The sequence below is a fragment of the Rummeliibacillus sp. JY-2-4R genome (assembly GCF_053847205.1).
Window position 1 is genome coordinate 3,875,204 of sequence record NZ_CM132623.1, and the last position, 24,806, is coordinate 3,900,009.

The following is a 24,806-nucleotide window of genomic DNA, read 5'->3' on the forward strand; positions in this document are numbered from 1 at the left end:
AGTACATATATAAATATTATAACACAACTACTATACTTTCTGCCCGTTTGAAGCAGAAAAGCCCACTTACAAAAGTAGACTTCCCCATTAGTTTATTCACTTTTATCAATAAAAGACCAAACAGTTTTGGCACTACTTTTAATTTTATACCAAAGCCATTCGAATACTTGATCAACTTCCTCAATTTGCCCAGTAACATTTGCTGTTGAAGCCATGTATTTACCATTAATAATAGTAATATTTCCGTCAACTTCACCATTCACTATAACATTTCCATTCTTTACAACAATGTCGCCTTTTACAGTTTTACCTTTAGGAACAATGACAGTTTGGCCTTCTACTTGTAGGTTAGGTTGTTTTGTGAATGCAAATTCTTGATCGTTATTATATCCCGAAAAAAGTGAAGCACTCATTAAAATGCAGAACATTGCTGCTGCGACCAAAATTGGATGTCTACGTAGCCATCGTTGTGCACTACTTCGAATTTTTCTTTTAGGGAGTCTTTGCATAACATGCTCTACGAAATTTGGAGGTGCTTCTATAACGGCTGCACTTTTCACGAACGCAATAGTAGTTGTTAACTCTTGCATGTGCCTTTGGCAATCCTCACAATTTCGCATATGTGCCTTCAGCTCTTGCTCATGTTCGCGACTTATATCTCCATCTAGATATTCATGCATAAGTTGTACGATATGCTCAGGGCATCTACTCATAGTGAAACCTCCTCCTACAACTTGCTCAATTGCTTTCTCAGCGCTTCACGTCCACGGTGAATGCGTGTTTTTACAGTCCCAAGTGGCATATCCAAAATCTCGCTAATTTCTTGTAGTGGTAATTCCTCGATATACTTTAGAATAATGACAGTTCGGTACTTATCTGGCAAGCAACTAATTTCATATTGAATTCTTTCTTGCAACTCCATTCGTTCAACTTCTTCCTCAGGAAGCCGATCTGATGAAGAAATTTGTGAATACATAGTAAGTCCCTCTGTGCCTGTCACTTCTGCATCTAAGTAATAGTCCGGTTTCTTTTTCCTTATTCGGTCTATACATAAATTCGTAGCTATACGAAATAACCATGTTGAGAATTTTCTTGATAAATCAAAAGTATGCAAATTTGTATACGCACGTATGAAAGCCTCTTGAGCTATATCTTCTGCTTCGTGTTGATTATTAAGCATGCGGTAGCATATTTGATATACCTTTTGCTGATAGAGACTCACAATATCTGAATACGCATGTTGGTCACCTTTCAGCACTTGTTTTATTCTTTTGTTAATTAACGCATCCATGTGATTTCCCCTCCGCCATGCGGCTGCTATAATATACGAACAGATTCCTCATTGGGTTTCATTTTTTTATCCTTTTTATTTTTTATTTAGGACCCTGTTAATATTTATATATTGCTAAAAAGACATTACTTCCATTATACCAATACTTTCCTTTTATTTGTTGGAGTTTTTTAAATTCACCACATAAGTTAAAATTTTACATATCTTATTAAGTTTACAGAATACTTGAGAAACAAATAAAAAAGATGAGCAAATTTGCTCATCCTTTTTATTATTAAACTAATGTCTCTCCAAATAATGACCCCATTAAAGCTACTGCCACATCTGCTGTTTTATTTCTTTCATCAAGTATAGGATTAACTTCTACGAACTCTGCTGATGTTATTAAGCCCGACTCTTGTAACATCTCCATCGCTAAATGACTTTCTCGATAAGTAATCCCACCAGGTACCGGTGTCCCAACACCAGGTGTATAAATTGGATCAATGCCATCTAAATCAAGTGATAAGTGAACACCATCCACATTTTGTCCTTTTAAATGAGTAATGGCATCTTGGAGGATATGTGTCATGCCTAGCCGATCAATTTCATGCATTGAATATACTTTTATTTGTTTATCTTTAATCAGTTTTTTTTCCCCTTCATCAACTGACCGCGCTCCAATAATTACAATATTTTCGGGCTTTATTTTGGGTGCATAATTTAAGACATTCACCAAACTCTCATGTCCCAGGCCAATGCTAATAGCTAAGGGCATTCCATGAATATTTCCAGATGGGGAAGTTTCGCTTGTGTTCATATCTGTATGGGCATCATACCAGATGACTCCTAGATTTTTATAATGATTTGAAATTCCAGCTAAAGAACCTATAGCAATACTATGGTCTCCACCTATTACTAATGGAAATTGTCCTTTTTCTACCACTTTATGAACCTGGTCTGCTAATTTCTTGCTTACATCAACCACTGCTTCTAAATTGCGTAATGAAGTTTTATCTGGTGTTTCTACCTTTGAACGGTCAATGGATATATCCCCTTCATCAATTACTGTATGTCCCAGTGCTTCTAAACGTTCAACCACACCAGCATAACGAATCGCACTTGGTCCCATATCGACTCCTCTACGTATTTGTCCCAAATCCATTGGAACACCAATAATTGATATATTAAATTTCTCCATAATACTCCCCCTTTTTAAAATTCTATTAATGTAACTTGAGGAATATAAATGGCTTAACAAAACAATTTATCTGTAAGTCAAAATTGTACAAATATATCTATAAAAGATTAAAGAAGTTTCTTGTTAGGCATTTTCATCGTTAATGCAGATTTTGCTTACCATGTTCCTTATCTCTAGTAAATCTTTTAAAACAATAATACAAAAAGACAAAAAACCTTCTTCCTAAAATAAGAAGAAGGTTTTCACTATTATATGATGAGTCATGCAGGATTCGAACCAGCGACCCTCTGATTAAAAGTCAGATGCTCTACCAACTGAGCTAATGACTCATAAAATAAAAATGGCTGGGGTACCTGGATTCGAACCAGGGCATGACGGAATCAAAATCCGTTGCCTTACCGCTTGGCTATACCCCAAAAGATGGTGGAGGGGGGCAGATTCGAACTGCCGAACCCGAAGGAGCGGATTTACAGTCCGCCGCGTTTAGCCTCTTCGCTACCCCTCCGATTTTATGGTGGAGGATGACGGGATCGAACCGCCGACCCTCTGCTTGTAAGGCAGATGCTCTCCCAGCTGAGCTAATCCTCCATATGTATACTTTTCTCAAAATGGTGACCCCTACGAGATTCGAACTCGTGTTACCGCCGTGAAAGGGCGGTGTCTTAACCGCTTGACCAAGGGGCCATCATAAATGCTTACGTCTCTCTCGGACAAGTATTATAATAACATCTTTCGACTTTTTTTGCAACACTTAATTTAAAAATAATTTTTAAGCTTATTTGCCCCAAAAATAGAAAGCTTCCAACCGGGCTTGAACCGGTGACCTCTTCCTTACCATGGAAGCACTCTACCTACTGAGCTATGGAAGCAATAATAGCGGTAGCTCTCATATAAGACAACTCCCTGACTAAATTACATTGTATAATGCTCCATAATTTTTGTCAATGTAGATAAAATAGTTATGTGCTAATAATTTTACCTGCTTACTCTATAAAAGAGCAACGTTTATTCACGTTGCTCTTTCATTCACTATAATCGGAAAAGACGTCAAAATGAAAAAGGTGGGATTTTTTTGTCATTCATTTTTGGCGTAACTAATTTATCTGTTTTAGGTTTTTCATGTAATTTAGCGATTTCAGGATTCTTTAAATAAGTAGCGGAATCTAAATTATTATTTAATGCTGCCTCTTCATTAAGTTTTTCTCTTCTCTCCATGTATCTTCCTCCAGTTAGATTATTTTAGCCTCTTTTTTCATTTTTCTTTTCATTAATTGTTTCATTCATCGAACGATAAATTTGTGTATTGATTGAGCCTTGAACAATTTGTTCTAAAAAGAAGTTGCCTATTAATTCTAAATACTCTTCATCATCGTACATTCTTTTATTTTGTATTTCCATCTCCGCTAATCCATCGTATGTTGAAATAATCGAGTACGTATGATCAGGACCTGTTATCGGGACTAAAATATCTACCTTATGGTTATAGTTTTCGTTTCGATACTTTTTTATTTGTTGGATATTTTCAATTCCTTCGTTAAATTTATCTTGCTTAATCTCAAATGTTTGATGAACATAAACAGTCATTTAATTCATCTCCTGTAATAACTTTATTGAGTCTTTATTGTTCTTCAACTAATAGGAATTTTCAAAAAACTTGTCCTACAAACCAACCATTATGAATAGCATGTGTTACAAACAACTTTTTAAGGAGCTAAAATATGAGCATTTTTCTTAGTTATGTTTTCCTTGGAATATCTCTTGGTGCCCCAATTGGTCCAATTAATGCGGCGCAAATAGATAAAGGCATTAAAGGTGGATTTTTTCACTCTTGGCTTGTTGGCATAGGCGCTATGTGCGCAGATGCTATATATATGCTGACAGTATACTTTGGAATAATAAATTTTTTAGGTACTCCATTTATGCAAACATTATTATGGTCTTTTGGCTTTTTTGTACTTGTGTATACAGGGATTGAAAGCATAATCAGTGTAGGTAAAACCATTGAAAGAAGTAATGATAGCAATATTTCTCTTACTAAATCATATTTTTTGGGTTTTTTTATGTCTTTATTAAATCCACTAACGATTCTTTTCTGGCTAGGTATTTATGGCTCGGTACTAGCTAAAACCATTACAGCATATGAGACAGCCGATGTTATTCTTTACAGTTTAGCTATTTTCATGGGACTATTTTTATGGGATATTACCATGGCATGCGTAGCGAGTAATTTTAGAAAGTATTTAACAACTAAACTTCTTGCTTTCATTTCTATTATGTCTGGATTATCTCTTATTGGATTTGGCGTTTATTTTGGTATTGAAGCGGTGAAGCTATTATTGAATCATTAATAAATTCCTCTCGGAAATATGTTTTTTTCTTTTTTCTTATTTTTAGATTTTCCAAAGTGCATAATAAGAACCACAGTCAAAATAAGCAAAAGAAAAACTATACTTACAAAAAATCCAGGTCTGCTCGACTCATGAATTAATGTACCACTAACTGCTAACAGTATTAAAACCATACCAATAATTCTTTTAACATGGTCGAAACCAGTAGCTTTTATTAGTTTTGGAAAGGAAATGAGTATAAACACCCAGTTATATAAAAGCATTAACCCTGCAGCTGTTGTAATGTATTCATACACAGAATTTGGCATTATACGCGATAAAATAATGGAAATAATCATCCCGCTAATTGTTAATGCTAATGCATAAGGAGGGACTTTAAGCTTTCCTTTTTTTGAAAAAACCTTTGGAGCGTCACCATCTTCTGACATCGTCACTAGCATACTGGTGACAGCAAATAAAGACGCAGCCATAGTTGAAAAACCTGCAATAATAATGCCTGCAATAAACACATGAGGGAAAAATGAAAGATTAAACTTATCTAGAGCAATTATAAAAGGACTCTCCTCTGTATTAAATTTATCAACCACAACTAAGCTTGTTGCTAAAAATATGGAAATTAAATATATGATTGTTAAAATAATTAACATGATTGTACTAGATTTATGAATGTCTTCTTTCTTTTTAAGTCTCATCGATAAAATTCCCATGATTTCTATTCCACCAAATGCATAAAAACCGAAAATTAACGAAGACCAAAGACCGGTAATACCATTTGGCAAAAAATCTTTAACTGAATTGTGGACAAGAAAGTCATTCCTACTCCCTCCAAAAAATCCAAACGGAATAGCTATAGCCAAACAAATAAACATAAAAATAGCTGCAATCTTGATGACTGCAAATACGTTTTCAACCCTCTCAAAGCCTTTTGTACCTATTAATACAACGGTGATCCCAAGAATGGCATATACAGAGGCAAATATCCAAAGTGGGACAGTTGGAAACCAAAATCGAGTTAAAAGGGAAAGTGCTGTTAACTGGCTACCAGATATAAGCATTTCAGAAAACCAATAAACCCAACCACTACTAAAACCAGCCCATCGTCCATATGCTAGTTTTGCATAAGAACGAAACGACCCCTTCTGAGGATTTTGTGCTGACATTTTGCCAAGTGCGTTAGACACTATGTATGTGCCAAGACCAGCGAGGATAAAAGAAATAATAATGGAGGGGCCGGTTTTGGATATACCAATTCCTGATCCCAGAAAATAACCTGTTCCAATAATACATCCAACACCAATAAGGGACATTTGCCACCATGCCAATTTCTCTTCTTTCGTATTTCCTTGATTGCCTTTATCTCGAATTGGTATTTCCATAATTGAACTCCTTTCTTCAATTCCCATTTATTATTCTCAGAGAGAATATTATTATTCAACATACATTGTAAAGAAAAGAATTAGCTTTAAACTTGCAGTAACCTACATTCTACTAAATAAAGCGTATATAAAAGGATAAATTACAAATTGAATCATTTAAAAGAGGGCAAGGAAATTAGCGGTAATTGATAGTGTTTTAACAAACACTTTTTGACATCAAAAATTGAGAATTATTGAGGTGAAAAGTATGGCGGAAGCAAAAAACCTCCTTGATTAAATGATTAATCTAATCAAGGAGGCTATCTTTATGTTTTATTATTATTTTCCGGTATGTACATATTGAGATAATCTTTTAAATATATATTTAAAACCATTACTACAATATTGGTTAGTTTCTCGGCTTTCCTATACAATGAAAGAATTCTACCCGCTGCAATAATGCAAAAAAAAATGGCTCCGAAGGCAGGACTCGAACCTGCGACCCTCTGATTAACAGTCAGATGCTGCTACCAACTGAGCTACTTCGGAACAATATTATTATGTTATTTCTTATATTATTTCTTACACATTTATTATTATAACAGGATATTAAAAAGTTGCAAGTAATTTCAGTGAAATAATTAGATAATTTTGTCTAATTCAATTGAAGAATTATTTATCCCCAAAAAAAATATTAGTTCATAAAGTCTCTATATATTATGTAGGAATACTAAAAAGGGTACTACTGAGTATTCAGCAGTACCTTAGTCAGCCTAGCAACGTCCTACTCTCGCAGGGGGACAGCCCCCAACTACCATTGGCGCTAAAGAGCTTAACTTCTGTGTTCGGCATGGGAACAGGTGTGACCTCTTTGCCATCATTACTAGACTATTTATAAAGAAAGAATTGTTCTTTCAAAACTGGATAAACTTTCATTGAAGTTCTTAAAATAACGTTTGGTTAAGTCCTCGATCTATTAGTATTCGTCAGCTCCATGTGTCACCACACTTCCACCTCGAACCTATCTACCTTGTCGTCTTCAAGGGATCTTACTTACTTGCGTAATGGGAAATCTCATCTTGAGGGGGGCTTCATGCTTAGATGCTTTCAGCACTTATCCCGTCCACACATAGCTACCCAGCGATGCTCTTGGCAGAACAACTGGTACACCAGCGGTGTGTCCATCCCGGTCCTCTCGTACTAAGGACAGCTCCTCTCAAATTTCCTACGCCCACGACGGATAGGGACCGAACTGTCTCACGACGTTCTGAACCCAGCTCGCGTACCGCTTTAATGGGCGAACAGCCCAACCCTTGGGACCGACTACAGCCCCAGGATGCGATGAGCCGACATCGAGGTGCCAAACCTCCCCGTCGATGTGGACTCTTGGGGGAGATAAGCCTGTTATCCCCGGGGTAGCTTTTATCCGTTGAGCGATGGCCCTTCCATGCGGAACCACCGGATCACTAAGCCCGTCTTTCGACCCTGCTCGACTTGTAGGTCTCGCAGTCAAGCTCCCTTGTGCCTTTACACTCTGCGAATGATTTCCAACCATTCTGAGGGAACCTTTGGGCGCCTCCGTTACTCTTTAGGAGGCGACCGCCCCAGTCAAACTGTCCGCCTGACACTGTCTCCTACCCCGATATAGGGGTACGGGTTAGAATTTCAATACAGCTGGGGTAGTATCCCAAGGACGCCTCCACCGAAGCTGGCGCTCCGGTATCTCAGGCTCCTACCTATCCTGTACAAGCTGTACCAAAATTCAATATCAGGCTACAGTAAAGCTCCACGGGGTCTTTCCGTCCTGTCGCGGGTAACCTGCATCTTCACAGGTACTATAATTTCACCGAGTCTCTCGTTGAGACAGTGCCCAGATCGTTACGCCTTTCGTGCGGGTCGGAACTTACCCGACAAGGAATTTCGCTACCTTAGGACCGTTATAGTTACGGCCGCCGTTTACTGGGGCTTCGGTTCTCACCTTCGCTTACGCTAAGCAATCCCCTTAACCTTCCAGCACCGGGCAGGCGTCAGCCCCTATACGTCACCTTACGGTTTTGCAGAGACCTGTGTTTTTGCTAAACAGTCGCCTGGGCCTATTCACTGCGGCTCTCTCGGGCTTGCACCCTACTAGAGCACCCCTTCTCCCGAAGTTACGGGGTCATTTTGCCGAGTTCCTTAACGAGAGTTCTCTCGCTCACCTTAGGATTCTCTCCTCGACTACCTGTGTCGGTTTGCGGTACGGGCACCTCCTACCTCGCTAGAGGCTTTTCTTGACAGTGTGAAATCAGGAACTTCGCGGTAAACCGCTCGCCATCATAGCTCAACGTTATAGAGAGCGGATTTGCCTACTCTCACGCCTTACTATTTAGACGCACATAACCAACAGTGCGCTTACCCTATCCTACTGTGTCCCCCCATTACTCAAATGGTAGGGAGGTGGTACAGGAATATCAACCTGTTATCCATCGCCTACGCCTATCGGCCTCGGCTTAGGTCCCGACTAACCCTGAGAGGACGAGCCTTCCTCAGGAAACCTTAGTCATTCGGTGGATGGGATTCTCACCCATCTTTCGCTACTCATACCGGCATTCTCACTTCTAAGCGCTCCACCAGTCCTTCCGGTCTGACTTCACAGCACTTAGAACGCTCTCCTACCACAGACATCATAGATGTCTATCCACAGCTTCGGTGAATTGTTTAGCCCCGATACATTTTCGGCGCAGCGTCACTCGACCAGTGAGCTATTACGCACTCTTTAAATGGTGGCTGCTTCTGAGCCAACATCCTGGTTGTCTAAGCAACGTCACATCCTTTTCCACTTAACAATTACTTTGGGACCTTAGCTGGTGGTCTGGGCTGTTTCCCTTTTGACTACGGATCTTATCACTCGCAGTCTGACTCCCGTGCATAAATCATTGGCATTCGGAGTTTGTCTGAATTCGGTAATCCGGGATGGACCCCTAGTTCAAACAGTGCTCTACCTCCAAGATTCTCTATCACGAGGCTAGCCCTAAAGCTATTTCGGAGAGAACCAGCTATCTCCAAGTTCGATTGGAATTTCTCCGCTACCCACACCTCATCCCCGCACTTTTCAACGTGCGTGGGTTCGGGCCTCCAGTAAGTGTTACCTTACCTTCACCCTGGACATGGGTAGATCACCTGGTTTCGGGTCTACAACCACATACTCATTCGCCCTATTCAGACTCGCTTTCGCTACGGCTCCGTCTTTTCAACTTAACCTTGCATGTAATCGTAACTCGCCGGTTCATTCTACAAAAGGCACGCTATCACCCATTAACGGGCTCTAACTACTTGTAGGCACATGGTTTCAGGATCTCTTTCACTCCCCTCCCGGGGTGCTTTTCACCTTTCCCTCACGGTACTGGTTCACTATCGGTCACTAGAGAGTATTTAGCCTTAGGAGATGGTCCTCCCAGATTCCGACGGAATTTCACGTGTTCCGCCGTACTCAGGATCCACTCAGGAGAGAATGAACTTTTGACTACAGGACTGTTACCTTCTTCGGTAGGTCTTTCCAAACCGCTTCGTCTAATTCATTCCTTTGTAACTCCATATAGAGTGTCCTACAACCCCAAGAGGCAAGCCTCTTGGTTTGGGCTGTTCCCGTTTCGCTCGCCGCTACTAAGGGAATCGAAATTTCTTTCTCTTCCTTCAGGTACTTAGATGTTTCAGTTCCCTGAGTCTGCCATCATGACGCTATGTATTCACGTCAAGATACTATTCCATTACGAATAGTGGGTTTCCCCATTCGGAAATCTCCGGATCAAAGCTTACTTACAGCTCCCCGAAGCATATCGGTGTTAGTGCCGTCCTTCATCGGCTTCTAGTGCCAAGGCATCCGCCATGCGCCCTTAATAACTTAACCTATAAGTTATTAAGCCTAAAAATTTAAAACTTAATATAAAAAAATGTGTTACTTAAGAATTTTTCAATGTCGTTTTATCCAGTTTTCAAAGAACAATGTTTTGAAAGCGATGAGCCTTCAAAACTGAACAGCAAGCGTTAATCTTAGAGAACCACGTTCTCTATTCCGAAATATTCCTTAGAAAGGAGGTGATCCAGCCGCACCTTCCGATACGGCTACCTTGTTACGACTTCACCCCAATCATCTATCCCACCTTCGGCGGCTGGCCCCAAAAGGTTACCTCACCGACTTCGGGTGTTACAAACTCTCGTGGTGTGACGGGCGGTGTGTACAAGGCCCGGGAACGTATTCACCGCGGCATGCTGATCCGCGATTACTAGCGATTCCGGCTTCATGTAGGCGAGTTGCAGCCTACAATCCGAACTGAGAACGGTTTTATGAGATTAGCGTGCTCTCGCGAGTTAGCGACTCTTTGTACCGTCCATTGTAGCACGTGTGTAGCCCAGGTCATAAGGGGCATGATGATTTGACGTCATCCCCACCTTCCTCCGGTTTGTCACCGGCAGTCACCTTAGAGTGCCCAACTAAATGATGGCAACTAAGATTAAGGGTTGCGCTCGTTGCGGGACTTAACCCAACATCTCACGACACGAGCTGACGACAACCATGCACCACCTGTCACCAATGTCCCCGAAGGGAAAACTCTATCTCTAGAGCGGTCACTGGGATGTCAAGACCTGGTAAGGTTCTTCGCGTTGCTTCGAATTAAACCACATGCTCCACCGCTTGTGCGGGCCCCCGTCAATTCCTTTGAGTTTCAACCTTGCGGTCGTACTCCCCAGGCGGAGTGCTTAATGCGTTAGCTGCAGCACTAAGGGGCGGAAACCCCCTAACACTTAGCACTCATCGTTTACGGCATGGACTACCAGGGTATCTAATCCTGTTTGCTCCCCATGCTTTCGCGCCTCAGCGTCAGTTACAGACCAGAAAGTCGCCTTCGCCACTGGTGTTCCTCCAAATCTCTACGCATTTCACCGCTACACTTGGAATTCCACTTTCCTCTTCTGCACTCAAGTCTCCCAGTTTCCAATGACCCTCCACGGTTGAGCCGTGGGCTTTCACATCAGACTTAAGAAACCACCTGCGCGCGCTTTACGCCCAATAAATCCGGACAACGCTTGCCACCTACGTATTACCGCGGCTGCTGGCACGTAGTTAGCCGTGGCTTTCTAATAAGGTACCGTCAAGGTACGTTCATTTCCTAACGTACTTGTTCTTCCCTTACAACAGAGTTTTACGATCCGAAAACCTTCATCACTCACGCGGCGTTGCTCCATCAGACTTTCGTCCATTGTGGAAGATTCCCTACTGCTGCCTCCCGTAGGAGTTTGGGCCGTGTCTCAGTCCCAATGTGGCCGATCACCCTCTCAGGTCGGCTATGCATCGTCGCCTTGGTAGGCCGTTACCCCACCAACTAGCTAATGCACCGCGGGCCCATCCTGTAGTGACGCGAAAGCGCCTTTCAACATTCCACCATGAAGTGAAATGGATTATCCGGTATTAGCTCCGGTTTCCCGAAGTTATCCCAGTCTACAGGGCAGGTTGCCCACGTGTTACTCACCCGTCCGCCGCTAAATCAGAGGAGCAAGCTCCTCATCATTCGCTCGACTTGCATGTATTAGGCACGCCGCCAGCGTTCGTCCTGAGCCAGGATCAAACTCTCCATAAAGTAAAGTTTGAAAGCTCATTAGCTTTGCTAGCGCATCATCAAAGATGATGTCTATTGTTTGTCCTTGCCACCAACAAAAGTTAGTGAACAAAGTTTATTGATTAACGTCTTGCTTGTTCAGTTTTCAAGGTTCATATCTTGTCGTTATCTTAACGACTTACATATCTTATCACATCTGTTTTTAAAAGTCAAAAACTTTTTAGAAGTTATAAGTTTTCATTGTTTTCTCTTTACGAGTCAACGTTGATAACTATACGCCGTTTCCAACGCAATGTCAACACTTTATACCTAAAAGTCTTAAATGACTGTACAAATCATATATATAGCCAGGAGGTGAACATTCTGATAAAAAGAATTCTTGCATCGATGATAATTATGCTTGCTTTATTGTTAATCTTTATACCTTCTAAAAATTCTATATTAGAAGTTTTTCGTTTAACAGATGAACCCAATGTTATAACCAAGGGGAATTATGGAATGTCTTTAACCATTGATTTATCCTATGCAGACGCAGATTTTATCAAGTGGTTAAATGAAGCTAAAACTCCATATCCATTATTAATGGTCGACACTGATTTATTAGAGAGGTCGCCAACTCTTGTTAAAGTAATCAAATCGAAAAACATACCTATAGGATTATTAGGAAAAAACAGCGAATATTACGAAACAGATCCTTCTCTACTTGAAAAAGAAATTAGTATATTTCACACTATTATGAAGCAACCTCCTCTTTGGTTTAGAACGAAGGATTATGTTTTCCTTCCTGATGTAACAAAGGTTTTGTGGAAGGAACAAATAAATATGTTAGCCGCTTCAAAAGTTCTAACAAGTAGAGAAGAATTAAAACTTTCGAAAGGTGATATCGTTGCTATTCCGTATCACCAAGAAGATCGTTACCAACTGAAAGAAATTAATCAGTTAATTGAGAGTAATAATTTCCTGCCTATAGAAGAGACAATCTTTGGTTACTCAATCAAAACAAAAAAATCGCCACAATAAAAGTTCATGAAAAATCTAAAGTCTAATTGTAAAAAGGGACTACCATAAGTGTATCGTTTACACAAGGTAGCCCCTTTTTTGACTAATTTTTGTTATTTCGTTTTCGATGTTTGACGACTTTTTGCATTATTATTTTTCTTTTCTTCCGCTTTGCGTGCATAACGGCGTTCTTCACGTTTCTTTATATCCTCTGCTGATTGCGCGTTATATTTTGGTAACTCCAATAGTTGGAATGCATTTACCGCTATAATTGGGAATAATAAAATAGTAATGTATTCATTACCACCTGATGTTCTTACCCAAAGTGCGATTAACCATTCAATAATACTTACAAAAATCATAAAGAATAACGCTGAAATCAATATATGCTTTTTGCCCGTCATTTTCACTTTTTGAATCGCTGTCACAATTGCCGAAGCGATTAATACGAGTAATAACCCTATGTATAGAATCCAGTCTCCAGTATTATGTGCATATGGCTTGAAACGGAAAAGAATAACATCTAATAATGCAACAATCATTAATAATATTTGTACCCAATTCCATAAAGTTAATGAGCGGCAAATATTAACACCTATTTGATGGACCGTTAAATAAGCAAAATAACCCATTTGGCAAACCATACTCATAGTAAATCCAAGAAAGATAAACCATAATAATGCTCCAATCGCTTCTCCCCATTGACCTTTTGAAAATTGGAGAGCATAAAAATCGCCCCAACGAACGATTAAACTCATTAATCCGGTCACAATTCCACCAATTATGAGTGCTCTAAATGCAAATTTAACCCAGTTTCGTATCGTCACGACTCAAAAGCCTCCGTTTTTATAAGTTCTTGTTTCATTCTAACAACGAATTTAGAAAAAATCTATTTCTTCCCTCATTACATACATATTCCCCTCGACAATTGTGAACAATAATTGAAACGACTTATGCAAAAAGTGAGGGAAGGTATATGTTGAAAAAAGCCTTAAGTTTCACAGTTCTACTCCTTGTATTGTCTGGTTGTTCCGCAGCTGCTCCGCAATCCACTCAATCTTATGATGATATAAAAAAATCCACTCTTGATGCATTACAAACGGAAGAAGGGAAAAAGGTATTCAGGAAATTGTTGGAAGACCAATCAATTCGTGAGTTACTTGTATTAGACCATAATGATGTTAATACAGCAATCCAAGATACGCTACTTTCAAAAAAGGCAGAAGAATACTGGAAAAGGCAATTTGAAGATCCTAAGTTTCGGGAGACCTTTGCCAAAAGCTTAAAAAAAGAACAACAAGATTTACTCAAGGAATTGATGAAAGACGCTTCGTTCCAAAAAGATTTAGAGCAGTTCTTCTCACAACCCGATATGCAAAAACAAATGGAAAAAATAATGAAATCAGCAAACAATAAAGAAGATATGCAAAAAGTCATCGCAGAAGTCATCAATAGTCCTATGATGCAAGAAAAATGGGCGAAACTTATTCAATCAGCTGGTAGTGGAAAAAGTAGTGAGAAATCTTCTGGTGGCAGTAGTGATGGTGGCAGTGGTGGTAGTTCATCCGACAATAAACAAGGGCAGGGCTAAGTAGCAGCAAAAAATATAAAAAAGGATGAATCAATTGGATTCATCCTTTTTTATTTATTCTTTATTTAATTTATCAATTACATGTTGTGCTATTTCAAGATAAATTTGTCCTGTCGAATGGTTCTTTGCATATACTGATGGAGCAAAATCAACATCATTCCAATCCGGTTGGCCTAGAGGTATTTGTCCTAATAATTCTGTGCGAAGTTCATCGGCTAGTTTAGGACCGCCACCTTGACCAAATACATATTCACGTTCTCCTGATACGTCTGATTGGAACCAAGACATATTTTCAATAACACCTAAAATATTATGATTTGTTTTAATCGCCATAGCACCTGCACGAGCTGCAACGAATGCTGCCGTTGGATGCGGAGTTGTCACTACAATCTCATTAGATTCAGGTAGCATTTGGTGAATATCAAGTGCTACATCCCCTGTACCTGGAGGTAAGTCTAATAATAAGTAATCAAGGTCTCCCCAATCCACATCTCGGAAGAATTGATCTAATACCTTTCCAAGCATTGGGCCACGCCATACAACTGGTGCATTGTTCTCTACAAAGAAGCCCATAGATATCATTTTAACGCCAAAGCGCTCAACTGGAATGATACGATTTTCTTCTACTACAGGCATTGTTTGTACACCCATCATATCTGGAACACTAAAGCCATAGATATCAGCATCAATCAAACCAACTTTTTTACCTAATCGAGAAAGTGCGACAGCTAAGTTAACAGAAACAGTTGACTTACCAACTCCACCTTTCCCTGATGCAATAGAGATGAATTTTACTTTATTTAATGGTGACAGTAAGTCTTGTGCTTCTCTTCGTGTAGCAGTACCGCGAAATTTTTCAATATCTCCTTCTGGAAGTTCCGAGAAACGAATACCAACTGTTTTACATCCTGCACCCTTTAATACATTAACGATTTCCATTTGAAGAGCAAGTTGTTCAGGTGTATTAGTTTTCGCTATAGCGATTTTTACACTGACATGTTCCTTTTCTTCTTTAATTGAAACTTCAACTATACCGCCTGTTTCAGTTAATGTTTTATGTAGAAAAGGATCTTTTAATTCTCCAACTAATTCTCGAACTTGTTGTTCATTAATCACTGTAGACACTCCTCTAATTATCATTTCGACTATAGTATATCATAACGCTTTCATATTAATATGTCGCGTTATTTATTCTACAACAGAATCTGAATAACGCTCGATACCTGCTACGATTGCTTCTGCCATTTTGTCTTGATAACTTGGGGAGGAAAGTAACTCTGCTTCCTGAGGATTACTTAAAAAACCTGTTTCAACAAGTACTGAAGGCATTTGGGCCTTTTTGAGTAAATAGACTTGCTTAATAGCAAGTGCCTCACGATCTGTATTCTTAAGCTGTTCTCTAATCGAAGTTTGTATTGAATTGGCTAACAGTTCACCTGCTGGATGTCCATCCTTATGATAAAACACTTGAGCTCCGTGCCACTTTGATTCTGGAATTGCATTTGCATGGATAGTAATAAATAAATCCGGGTTTGCTTTTTTAACCAAATCTTCTCTTAGATAGATATCTTCCTTCTTTCGTTCCCGTAATGTACTAAACTCTGCATTTGGCGTATGCTCCGCAATTACATCGTCGTCTTTTGTACGAGTCATAATTACTGTCGCACCCTTTTCCTTTAAGAGCTTTTCCACCTTTTTTGCAATTGCTAATGTAATATCTTTTTCAATGAGTTCTGACGTTGAAGCACCACCGTCTATTCCACCATGCCCAGCATCTACTACAATTTTTACTCCACCTAAAGTTTCTGAAATGAAAAAACCGCGCTCAGAAGCTTTTGTTTCATAAACAACTAGTAGTATGCAGGCTACTAATACTACACTCCATATGAGCCATCGCTTCAAACATAGCCACCACCTTTTTACACTAACATATGCCTGCTTATGAAAAGATATGTCGCTAGAAGGAAAATGCAAAATAACATCTCGATTATCTTTTTAATAGATTTTTAATAATATTTTCATCTTGTATTTATCCACAATTTCTATTAAAGGTCTTATTCTAAATACAGTAATATGTAAACTTGTTGATTCTTCAATTTGAGGAGGAATTAAAAACATGAATTATCAACTTTTCCATCAAATAAATGGAATGGCAGGACAGTCCAAATTACTAGATCTTTTAATGGAATTTCTTTCTAATAGTCTTCCTTATGTGGTAGTCTGTCTTTTGTTATTTCTCTGGTTTATAGGCAATAAACGAAAAGGTATTGAATTAAGATATACATCTTTATATGCTACTTTTTCTGCAATAATTGCATTAATAGTTAATGCAGTTATTCATTTTATCTATTATCACCCACGGCCATTTGTAGCGCACCATGTACATCAATTAGTTCCACATGTTGCAGATTCTTCTTTTGTTAGCGATCATGCTGTATTAGTATTTGCTATTTTCTGGACATTGTTTTTACGAAAGGCACCTTTGAAATATCTCATACTAATTTGGGCTACACTGGTTGGAATATCTCGTATTTATATCGGGGTTCATTATCCCGCTGATGTAATAGGAAGTATATTACTTTCCTTCGCTACAAGTAGTGTAGTCATTCACTTTTCTAATAAATTGGAACCACTTGTACAATTACTATTCCGCATTTACCATCAATTAATAAGTGGGAAAAAGCTAACAAAGAATTATATAGATAGAATATAAACTATTAAAAAAAGTGACCCGCATACGGTCACTTTTTTAATTCAAAATAAATTACTTAGACAAAATTGCATAGAACCCTACCTGCAAAAATCCATCTCGTGCAAATTTACAAGCTGATAAGAATTTAGAAACTACTATGCATTTTCCTGTATTTGCTCTAATCTTTGTTCTTTAATCATAACACTACCAACAACGCCGATAAGCGAAAACACTACAGCAATAATGAGTCCATAGTGGTAGCCTAACAAAATAGAACTATGATGGAAATGGTCTAACACTTTTCCGAAAAGGGCTGGTAATAATACCGCACTGATAAATCCACCTGTATTAGCAAAACCTGTTGCGACCCCTACTTCTTTTATTTGAAACGATTTCCGAACAATAGCAAACGTTAAAGAACTTGCACCACACCCAAATCCAATAATAAAAAACAGGAGTACCACTAACATAAATGAAAAGTTTCCAGCAAAGAATAAAGTCATCCAACTTAGGAAAATAACAATTTGAATAATAAGATACGTACCTTTCATATTTTCCCTTCGACTAATAAACCAACTTGTTAATGGGGCACCTATAATTGCTCCAATAAGTCCGTACATAATAAGTTGACTAGCTGATGAACGACTTAATTCAAAGACATCCATTCCATACGGAACGCCCCAAGAACCGATAAATCCAATATACGTACCAACTATTCCGAAATGACAAAAGAACGTAGCCCAAGCTTGCCGAGTAGAAAACAATCGTTTTAAAATGACCATTGTTTTTTCTCCCTTAATCTCGCGGCTTTGCTTAGTAGCCTGTTCCTCTTCAAATGCCATTCGTTTCGGTTTTACTAAGAGTACAAAATAAAGAAGTAAAGCTAAAAAAGATAAAACTATACCGGTTGAAAAAAATGCTGTTCTCCATCCAAACATCGAAATCCCATATGAAAATGGAACTGTTGCCAATAATGAGCCAAGACTTCCGGCCATCCCTGCTACACCTAACAATCGTGTAAATTCCCCAACTTTAAACCATTGATTTAATATTAAAACTAGATTAACCCAAATGGTTGAATCGCCAATTCCAGCCATAAGTCTTGAGATATATAATATGTATTCATTCGGCGCTAAACTATAAATAACTGTTCCCAATCCACTAAGAAGTGCTCCTATAATCAAGAAGCGATTAGGTCCAAATCGATCGGATAACAAACCGACTGGTATTTGTAATCCTGAATAAGCCAAAAACTGAATACTTGTCATTAAACCCACAGCCGAAGCCGTAATGCTAAAATCATTCATTAGTTGATTTGCAATTAAACCAGGTGCTGTTCTTTGGCTTACAATGAGTAAATAAGCAATTAATACTGAGCAAAAAACAATCCATCTATAAGAACTATTCTTTTTTTCCAATTTTCACTTCTCCTATGTTAAATTCTCTTTTTATTATACTTTTTTATTTATGGAAATTTCATAATCCTTACAAATTTTTTCTTAGTGTCCAATTTCCCGTATTGATTTATAGCTCAAATTTATTTTTAAGTATTAAAAAAGACTCTCCCCACATAAGTGGGAAAAGCCTTTGAAACGCCAATAATTAACGTTTTGAGAATTGTGGTGCACGACGAGCGCCGCGTAAACCTGGTTTTTTACGTTCTTTCATACGAGGGTCACGAGTAAGTAGACCTGCTGATTTAAGTGCTGGACGGAAATCAGGGTCAACTGTTAGTAACGCACGAGCGATACCATGGCGAATTGCGCCAGCTTGACCTGTGAAACCACCACCGTTTACGTTTACGTAAATGTCATAGCTACCTACAGTTTCAGTTGCTACTAATGGTTGTTTAATAACTTCGCGTAAAGATGCGAATGGGACGTAGTTTTCAACGTCGCGGTTGTTGATAACGATTTTGCCTTCACCTGGTACTAAACGTACGCGGGCAGTTGAGCTTTTACGACGACCAGTGCCGATATATTGAACTTGTGCCAAGGTTGTATCCTCCTCTAATTATTATCCGCGAAGCTCGTAAGCTTCTGGTTTTTGTGCAGCATGTGGATGTTCAGAACCAGTGTAAACATGTAGTTTGTTGAACATTTGACGACCTAAAGAGTTTTTAGGAAGCATGCCTTTGATTGCTAATTCAAGCATTTGAACTGGGTATTTTTCTTTCATTTCGCCAGCTGTGCGAGTTTTTAAACCACCAGCAAATTGAGTGTGGCGGTAGTAAATTTTACCTTTTAATTTGTTACCAGTTAACTCAATTTTTTCAGCGTTGATGATGATTACGTGATCACCAGTATCAACGTTTGGTGTATAGATTGCTTTATGTTTACCACGTAAAATAGCAGCTACTTCAGAAGCTAAACGACCAAGAGTTTGGCCTTCAGCGTCAACAACTAACCATTTACGTTCTACTTCGTGACCTTTAGCCATGAATGTTGTACGCATTTTAGTATCCTCCTACAATTATCAAATTGTTTCTATTACTCTGTTCCAATTGTTTTCTTTATCCTCAAAAGCTAAGATTCGGGGCTTATCTTGTGGGGTAATGAAAATACCATATGTCATCTTACCTCAAAAAGCAATGTAAGTCAAGCATTTCAACAAAAACGCCTGGAAATGTTGCTTCAAGCATCGTAATGGACATTTTCAAGGTATAAACCTTGTGCTGGCGCCGTTTTACCGGCCTTCCCTCTATCCATAGATAAAATGATTTTGACTAACTCATCAGGATTACGTTTACCAATACCGACTTCCCATAATGTACCTGCTATTATGCGAACCATGTTATATAAAAAACCATTTCCGCAAATCACCATGTGCAATTCTTCTCCATGCCACTCGAATGCTAAGGCGGAAACTGTACGAACTTTATCTTTCACACTTGTATTTGAAGCGCAAAAGCAAGAAAAGTCATGTGTCCCCAAAATATACTTTGCGGCTTCCTCCATTGCTTTTACATCCGGCTTTATCCCATTTGTTGGTGTTGCATAAAAACGTCTAAAAGGGCTTTGGATTTCTTCACAAGACCAAATATATCGATATTGTTTGCCATGAACACTATATCGTGCATGAAAATCTTCAGGTGCTTCTTCCACTTTCATCACGCGAATATCTCGTGGCAATTGGACGTTTAATGCTCTTGCATAACGATCAAGAGGGATAGACAATGTTGTATCAAAATGGATTACTTGCCCTGTTGCATGGACTCTCGCATCGGTTCGACCACTTGCAGTTACATGGATGATTTCTCCTTTATGCATTTTCGTCAGTACCTTTTCAATTTCTTCTTGTACAGTTCTCTTATTTGGCTGTACTTGGTATCCAGAAAAATCGGTACCATCATATGCGATTGTGGCTTTCATTCTTCTTTTCATCGTTATGCATTTCTCCCATATACACTAACTACGTAAATAAGCTAATATAGCCGACACAATCACAATAGAAAGGATTGCTACAGTATCACCTATATGCCATTTCAACTTTCGATAGCGTGTTCTTCCTTCTCCGCCACGATACCCTCTTACTTCCATCGCTGTTGCTAAATCTTCAGCACGTTTAAAGGCACTTACAAACAATGGAACTAATAATGGTACAACAGCTTTTACTCGATCTTTAATTGGCCCTGAGGTAAGATCAGAACCTCTTGCCATTTGAGCTTTCATAATTTTGTCGGTTTCATCCATTAATGTTGGTATAAAGCGCAATGAAATAGACATCATTAATGCTAATTCGTGAACAGGTAACTTTAATTTTTTCAATGGATTTAATAATACTTCCATTCCATCGGTAATTGATATAGGTGATGTAGTTAGCGTTAAAATCGAAGTGACAAACACTAATACTAAGAAACGAATAGAAATATAGATACCCTGTCTTAATCCCTCTTCATAGATATGAATAAACTTCCATTCAAATATTAATGGACCTTCTTTAGTAAAGAATATATGCAATAAGAAAGTAAAAGCCATAAGTATTAAAACAGGCTTTAGTCCATTAATTAAAAAATACATCTTTATACGAGACATTAAAATGATGAGAAGCGTGAAAAGTAATAATGCAATATATGTTGGCGTATTATTTGCCAAAAATACCACTATGATAAACGCAAATACAAATATTAATTTGGAACGTGGATCTAATCTGTGTATAAAGGAATCTCCAGGTATGAAACGACCAAAAATCATCTTTTCCATCATTGGTGATCACGCTCCTCTCGTATTACTTGCGCAATCGTCTTAGCTAATTGTTCTTCAGTCAGGCATAGCTTTGGAAGTTCTCGCCCAATTTTCTGCTCAAGCTTCTTTTGAAAGTGAATTATTTGAGGCACTTCCAAACGATAGTGAGAAAGTTTTTCAGCATCACTAAAGATCTCCAAAGGCGTTCCTGTTAATACACAGTGTCCCTCGTGCATGATAGCAATAAGATCTGCATAACGAGCTGCGTCTTCCATACTATGTGTCACTAGGATTGTCGTTAAATGACGTTCCTTGTGTAGTTGATAAAACAAGTCCATAATTTCTTTACGTCCTCTAGGATCTAAGCCTGCAGTTGGCTCGTCTAATACAATCACTTCTGGTTCCATTGCTAAGACACCAGCAATTGCAACACGGCGCATTTGACCACCTGATAAGTCAAATGGTGACTTTTCAAGAACCGCTTCTGGTAATCCAACTAATTTTAATAAGGTATGTGCACGCTCAATAGCTTCTTTCTCAGATACACCAAAATTCATCGGTCCAAAGATAATATCTTTTAATACAGTCTCCTCGAATAACTGATGTTCTGGAAACTGAAATACTATACCTACTTTTTGGCGCACCAATCGCAAATCCTTATCCTTTTTCCCTGCAGTAATTAACTTATCACCAATGCGTATTGATCCTTCTGTGGGTTTTAATAGCGCATTTAAATGCTGTAAAATTGTCGATTTTCCTGATCCCGTATGTCCAATAATTGCTTGAAAACTACCAGAAGGAATAGCTAAATCCACATCATATAACGCTCTTTTTTCAAATGGCGTATTGGGCGCATAAGCAAAACTTACTTTTTGAAGTTCGATATCCATAAATCATTCACCAACTGTTCTTCTGTCATATGTTCTCCTAGAAGTTGTACACCTTCTGCTTGTAAGTGTTTAGTCAGCTTCATAGCAAATGGTAAATCCAATCCTAGTTCAACTAATTGATCACCTAAACCAAAAATTTCAGATGGAGTGCCTTCAGCAAACTTCTTGCCCCCATTCATAAACAATAAACGATCAGCCATAATTGCCTCTTCTAAATCATGAGTAACGGATAACACGGTTAATCCAGTCTTCTCTCGTAAATTTCGGACAACAGACAATACCTCTTGTCGACCTTGAGGATCAAGCATAGATGTTGCTTCGTCTAAAATGAGTAAGCGTGGTTGTAAGGCAAGCGCACCTGCAATAGCAACACGCTGCTTTTGACCACCTGATAGATGCTGAGGTTCATGATTTAAAAAATCGTCCATTTTAACTTGATGTAATGCCTCATGTACACGTTTAACCATATCATCATGAGGAACACCATTATTTTCTAATGCAAATGCAACATCATCTTGTACGGTTGCTCCCACAAATTGATTATCCGGATTTTGAAAAACCATACCTATATTTGAACGCGCTTCCCATAAATTGTTTTCATCTAATATTTGTCCCATAAACTGGACATTTCCTTTTTGAGGATAAATGAGACCATTAATAAGACGGGTAATGGTTGATTTACCTGAGCCATTGTGGCCAACAATTGCAATCCATTCGCCTTCGTCTACTTTAAAAGAAACATCTTCTACTGCGTTTTTTACTTCAGGATGATCCGGTGCATATGTAAATGTCACGTTATTCAGTGATAAGATTTCATGCATGTCTGTAGTACTCCTCTCGCTCGTCTAGTCAATCTCTGCTCATCTATAACTTACACTGTTTTATGTATGATTACTAGTTGGAAATACTTTTGTTAAAAAAATACGACTTCGTCAATAATGACAAAAGTCGAAAATAAAAAATTATTCTTAAAATAAATAAAAAAGCGCGCACCCCATTCAGAGAAATGCGCAAATTGGATATCTCCCGTTCAAAGGTTGCTCAGACCTTTAACGTGAATGGGGTGCGTAGAGCTAAACGAGACAGCACTTATGTCTGCTCATCATAACGCTCAGCTTTTAAATTTGTCGTATAAATCACTAGTTTTTGAAAAAAAGAGGGTGTAAGTTCAAATTATTGTGAACAAGTACACCCTCTCTTCGCATCGTTATAATTAAACTAATTCAATTACAACTACAGGCGCACCGTCACCACGGCGAGGTCCCATTTTCATAATGCGAGTATAACCGCCTTGACGGTCAGCGTAGCGTGGTGCTACATCATCAAATAACTTTTGTAGTGCAAAAACTACAGTTTCATTACCTTCAGCATCAGTTGAAGTTGCTACTTCATGACGGATAAATGCAGCTGCTTGACGACGAGCGTGTAAGTCACCGCGTTTACCTAGAGTAATCATTTTTTCAACTACTGAGCGTAATTCTTTCGCACGAGTTTCTGTTGTTTCGATGCGTTCGTTGATGATTAGATCTGTAGCTAAATCACGTAACATCGCTTTACGTTGAGAACTTGTACGTCCAAGTTTTCTGTAACCCATGGATATTTCCCTCCTTCGTTCAATTACTGATCATACATATTATAAAGTCGCTTAGTCTTCTTCTCGTAACCCTAAACCAAGCTCTTCTAACTTCGCTTTTACTTCTTCTAATGATTTACGACCTAAGTTACGAACTTTCATCATATCGTCTTCAGACTTGTTAGCAAGTTCAAGAACAGTATTGATGCCTGCACGTTTTAGGCAGTTGTAAGAACGAACAGAAAGATCTAGTTCTTCGATAGTCATCTCTAAAACTTTTTCTTTTTGATCTTCTTCTTTTTCAACCATGATTTCAGCAGTTTTTGCCTCATCAGTTAAACCAACGAAGATATTTAAGTGCTCGGTTAAAATCTTAGCTCCGAGCGAAATCGCCTCTTTTGGACCGATGCTGCCATCTGTCCACACATCAAGTGAAAGTTTATCGTAGTCAGAAGATTGTCCAACACGAGTATTTTCAACTGTGTAGTTGACGCGTGAAACTGGAGTGTAAATAGAGTCGATCGGGATCACGCCGATAGGAAGATCCTCACGTTTGTTTTGATCAGCTGAAGTATATCCACGTCCACGTTGTGCATACATACGCATACGAAGATGACCATTTTTAGCAACTGTTGCAATGTATAGATCTGGGTTTAATACTTCTACGTCACTGTCATGTGTAATATCAGCAGCAGTTACTACCCCGTCACCTTTAAAATCAATTTCAATGACTTTTTCTTCGTCAGAGTAGATTTTTAAAGCTAACTTTTTAATGTTCAAAATAATTGAAGCAACATCTTCTACAACGCCTTCAATAGTAGAGAATTCGTGTAGTACGCCGTCAATTTGGATTGAGGTAACAGCAGCTCCTGGTAAAGAAGACAGAAGGATACGACGTAGTGAATTACCCAAAGTAGTGCCATACCCACGTTCAAGTGGTTCTACAACAAATTTGCCGTATTTTAAATCATTGCTGATCTCAACGGTTTCAATCTTTGGTTTTTCAATTTCGATCATTCAATTTACCCTCCTTCAAAACATCGAATATATGGTATTATTTCCAATAAAATCGAATGTCAATCAATCTTAAAGATTTTAAATACTATTTG

At 38.6% G+C, this 24,806-nt stretch carries 22 protein-coding genes, 7 tRNA genes and 3 rRNA genes; 4 read left to right on the forward strand and 28 right to left on the reverse strand.

Annotated features, from left to right (window positions below):
* Positions 1–92 precede the first annotated feature (92 nt).
* From ACWV26_RS19035 to ACWV26_RS19085, 11 genes are all read right to left on the reverse strand, one after another.
* On the reverse strand, positions 93–713 hold the full coding sequence (locus ACWV26_RS19035) for a zf-HC2 domain-containing protein (RefSeq protein ID WP_455896236.1): 621 nt from the start codon (positions 711–713) through the stop codon (positions 93–95).
* A 14-nt stretch (positions 714–727) separates the two neighbouring features.
* Positions 728–1,291, reverse strand: a complete 564-nt coding sequence (gene sigW / locus ACWV26_RS19040) for an RNA polymerase sigma factor SigW (protein ID WP_455896237.1) — start codon at positions 1,289–1,291, stop codon at positions 728–730.
* Between the two features lie 274 nt (positions 1,292–1,565).
* Entirely contained in the window at positions 1,566–2,471 is a 906-nt protein-coding gene (rocF, locus tag ACWV26_RS19045) for an arginase (protein WP_455896238.1), read from the reverse strand.
* A gap of 256 nt (positions 2,472–2,727) precedes the next feature.
* A tRNA-Lys gene (locus ACWV26_RS19050) sits at positions 2,728–2,800 on the reverse strand.
* 12 nt (positions 2,801–2,812) lie between these two features.
* Positions 2,813–2,887, reverse strand: a tRNA-Gln gene (locus tag ACWV26_RS19055).
* Positions 2,888–2,892: 5 nt separating this feature from the next.
* Positions 2,893–2,976, reverse strand: a tRNA-Tyr gene (locus ACWV26_RS19060).
* A gap of 7 nt (positions 2,977–2,983) precedes the next feature.
* Positions 2,984–3,059, reverse strand: a tRNA-Val gene (locus ACWV26_RS19065).
* A 21-nt stretch (positions 3,060–3,080) separates the two neighbouring features.
* A tRNA-Glu gene (locus ACWV26_RS19070) sits at positions 3,081–3,155 on the reverse strand.
* A 112-nt stretch (positions 3,156–3,267) separates the two neighbouring features.
* Positions 3,268–3,340 (reverse strand) — tRNA-Thr (locus tag ACWV26_RS19075).
* 178 nt (positions 3,341–3,518) lie between these two features.
* On the reverse strand, positions 3,519–3,686 hold the full coding sequence (locus ACWV26_RS19080; protein WP_455896239.1) for a hypothetical protein: 168 nt from the start codon (positions 3,684–3,686) through the stop codon (positions 3,519–3,521).
* A gap of 24 nt (positions 3,687–3,710) precedes the next feature.
* A complete protein-coding gene (locus ACWV26_RS19085) occupies positions 3,711–4,055 on the reverse strand; it encodes a hypothetical protein (RefSeq protein WP_455896240.1) in 345 nt (114 codons plus the stop codon).
* A gap of 134 nt (positions 4,056–4,189) precedes the next feature.
* Here ACWV26_RS19085 and ACWV26_RS19090 point away from each other — a divergent pair, with 134 nt between their 5' ends.
* A complete protein-coding gene (locus ACWV26_RS19090; protein WP_455896241.1) occupies positions 4,190–4,819 on the forward strand; it encodes a LysE family transporter in 630 nt (209 codons plus the stop codon).
* On the opposite strand, the gene ACWV26_RS19095 is transcribed toward ACWV26_RS19090, so the two are convergent.
* The 5 genes from ACWV26_RS19095 to ACWV26_RS19115 all read right to left on the reverse strand — a co-directional run bounded on the left by ACWV26_RS19095 (position 4,816) and on the right by ACWV26_RS19115 (position 11,789).
* Positions 4,816–6,195 carry an amino acid permease gene (locus tag ACWV26_RS19095; RefSeq protein WP_455896242.1) on the reverse strand — a complete coding sequence of 460 codons (1,380 nt, stop codon included), beginning with the start codon at positions 6,193–6,195 and terminating at the stop codon, positions 4,816–4,818. The genes ACWV26_RS19090 and ACWV26_RS19095 overlap by 4 nt on opposite strands.
* Before the next feature lie 451 nt (positions 6,196–6,646).
* A tRNA-Asn gene (locus ACWV26_RS19100) sits at positions 6,647–6,723 on the reverse strand.
* Positions 6,724–6,945: 222 nt separating this feature from the next.
* Positions 6,946–7,062: ribosomal RNA gene (rrf, locus tag ACWV26_RS19105) — 5S ribosomal RNA — on the reverse strand.
* Between the two features lie 68 nt (positions 7,063–7,130).
* Positions 7,131–10,060 (reverse strand): 23S ribosomal RNA (locus tag ACWV26_RS19110).
* Between the two features lie 181 nt (positions 10,061–10,241).
* A 16S ribosomal RNA gene (locus ACWV26_RS19115) occupies positions 10,242–11,789 on the reverse strand.
* The 16S, 23S and 5S rRNA genes sit together here with 1 tRNA gene alongside, the layout of an rRNA operon.
* A 477-nt stretch (positions 11,790–12,266) precedes the next feature.
* On the opposite strand from ACWV26_RS19115, the gene ACWV26_RS19120 reads away from it, so the two are divergent.
* Positions 12,267–12,788 carry a hypothetical protein gene (locus tag ACWV26_RS19120; protein ID WP_455896243.1) on the forward strand — a complete coding sequence of 174 codons (522 nt, stop codon included), beginning with the start codon at positions 12,267–12,269 and terminating at the stop codon, positions 12,786–12,788.
* A 92-nt stretch (positions 12,789–12,880) separates the two neighbouring features.
* Here the strand turns inward: ACWV26_RS19120 and ACWV26_RS19125 are convergent, their stop codons facing one another.
* On the reverse strand, positions 12,881–13,594 hold the full coding sequence (locus tag ACWV26_RS19125) for a KinB-signaling pathway activation protein (RefSeq protein ID WP_455896244.1): 714 nt from the start codon (positions 13,592–13,594) through the stop codon (positions 12,881–12,883).
* 149 nt (positions 13,595–13,743) lie between these two features.
* Here ACWV26_RS19125 and gerD point away from each other — a divergent pair, with 149 nt between their 5' ends.
* The gene (gene gerD / locus ACWV26_RS19130) at positions 13,744–14,358 is read left to right on the forward strand and encodes a spore germination lipoprotein GerD (RefSeq protein ID WP_455896245.1); all 615 of its coding nucleotides are present in this window, start codon (positions 13,744–13,746) and stop codon (positions 14,356–14,358) included.
* A 54-nt stretch (positions 14,359–14,412) separates the two neighbouring features.
* On the opposite strand, the gene ACWV26_RS19135 is transcribed toward gerD, so the two are convergent.
* On the reverse strand, positions 14,413–15,474 hold the full coding sequence (locus ACWV26_RS19135) for an Mrp/NBP35 family ATP-binding protein (protein ID WP_455896246.1): 1,062 nt from the start codon (positions 15,472–15,474) through the stop codon (positions 14,413–14,415).
* A 72-nt stretch (positions 15,475–15,546) separates the two neighbouring features.
* A complete protein-coding gene (gene cwlD, locus ACWV26_RS19140) occupies positions 15,547–16,260 on the reverse strand; it encodes an N-acetylmuramoyl-L-alanine amidase CwlD (RefSeq protein WP_455896247.1) in 714 nt (237 codons plus the stop codon).
* A 214-nt stretch (positions 16,261–16,474) separates the two neighbouring features.
* Here cwlD and ACWV26_RS19145 point away from each other — a divergent pair, with 214 nt between their 5' ends.
* Entirely contained in the window at positions 16,475–17,071 is a 597-nt protein-coding gene (locus tag ACWV26_RS19145) for an undecaprenyl-diphosphatase (RefSeq protein ID WP_455896248.1), read from the forward strand.
* Positions 17,072–17,205: 134 nt separating this feature from the next.
* Here the strand turns inward: ACWV26_RS19145 and ACWV26_RS19150 are convergent, their stop codons facing one another.
* The 9 genes from ACWV26_RS19150 to ACWV26_RS19190 form a co-directional block, all read right to left on the reverse strand.
* A complete protein-coding gene (locus ACWV26_RS19150) occupies positions 17,206–18,468 on the reverse strand; it encodes an MFS transporter (protein ID WP_455896249.1) in 1,263 nt (420 codons plus the stop codon).
* Between the two features lie 184 nt (positions 18,469–18,652).
* Positions 18,653–19,045 carry a 30S ribosomal protein S9 gene (gene rpsI / locus ACWV26_RS19155; protein WP_455896250.1) on the reverse strand — a complete coding sequence of 131 codons (393 nt, stop codon included), beginning with the start codon at positions 19,043–19,045 and terminating at the stop codon, positions 18,653–18,655.
* A gap of 21 nt (positions 19,046–19,066) precedes the next feature.
* Positions 19,067–19,504 (reverse strand): 50S ribosomal protein L13, encoded by a 438-nt coding sequence (rplM, locus tag ACWV26_RS19160; RefSeq protein WP_455896251.1) that lies wholly within the window; start codon positions 19,502–19,504, stop codon positions 19,067–19,069.
* Positions 19,505–19,683: 179 nt separating this feature from the next.
* Positions 19,684–20,433, reverse strand: a complete 750-nt coding sequence (gene truA / locus ACWV26_RS19165; protein ID WP_455896252.1) for a tRNA pseudouridine(38-40) synthase TruA — start codon at positions 20,431–20,433, stop codon at positions 19,684–19,686.
* Positions 20,434–20,457: 24 nt separating this feature from the next.
* Positions 20,458–21,255, reverse strand: coding sequence for an energy-coupling factor transporter transmembrane component T family protein (locus ACWV26_RS19170; protein ID WP_455896253.1), 798 nt, complete (start codon positions 21,253–21,255; stop codon positions 20,458–20,460).
* Entirely contained in the window at positions 21,252–22,124 is an 873-nt protein-coding gene (locus tag ACWV26_RS19175; protein ID WP_455896254.1) for an energy-coupling factor ABC transporter ATP-binding protein, read from the reverse strand. Before ACWV26_RS19175 ends, ACWV26_RS19170 begins: the two co-directional genes overlap by 4 nt.
* Complete coding sequence (locus tag ACWV26_RS19180; protein WP_455896255.1) at positions 22,100–22,945, reverse strand: energy-coupling factor ABC transporter ATP-binding protein; 846 nt, start codon at positions 22,943–22,945, stop codon at positions 22,100–22,102. The genes ACWV26_RS19175 and ACWV26_RS19180 overlap by 25 nt, the downstream gene beginning before the upstream one ends.
* Before the next feature lie 392 nt (positions 22,946–23,337).
* Complete coding sequence (rplQ, locus tag ACWV26_RS19185; RefSeq protein ID WP_455896256.1) at positions 23,338–23,718, reverse strand: 50S ribosomal protein L17; 381 nt, start codon at positions 23,716–23,718, stop codon at positions 23,338–23,340.
* Between the two features lie 51 nt (positions 23,719–23,769).
* Positions 23,770–24,714 (reverse strand): DNA-directed RNA polymerase subunit alpha, encoded by a 945-nt coding sequence (locus ACWV26_RS19190; protein WP_455896257.1) that lies wholly within the window; start codon positions 24,712–24,714, stop codon positions 23,770–23,772.
* Positions 24,715–24,806: the final 92 nt, after the last annotated feature.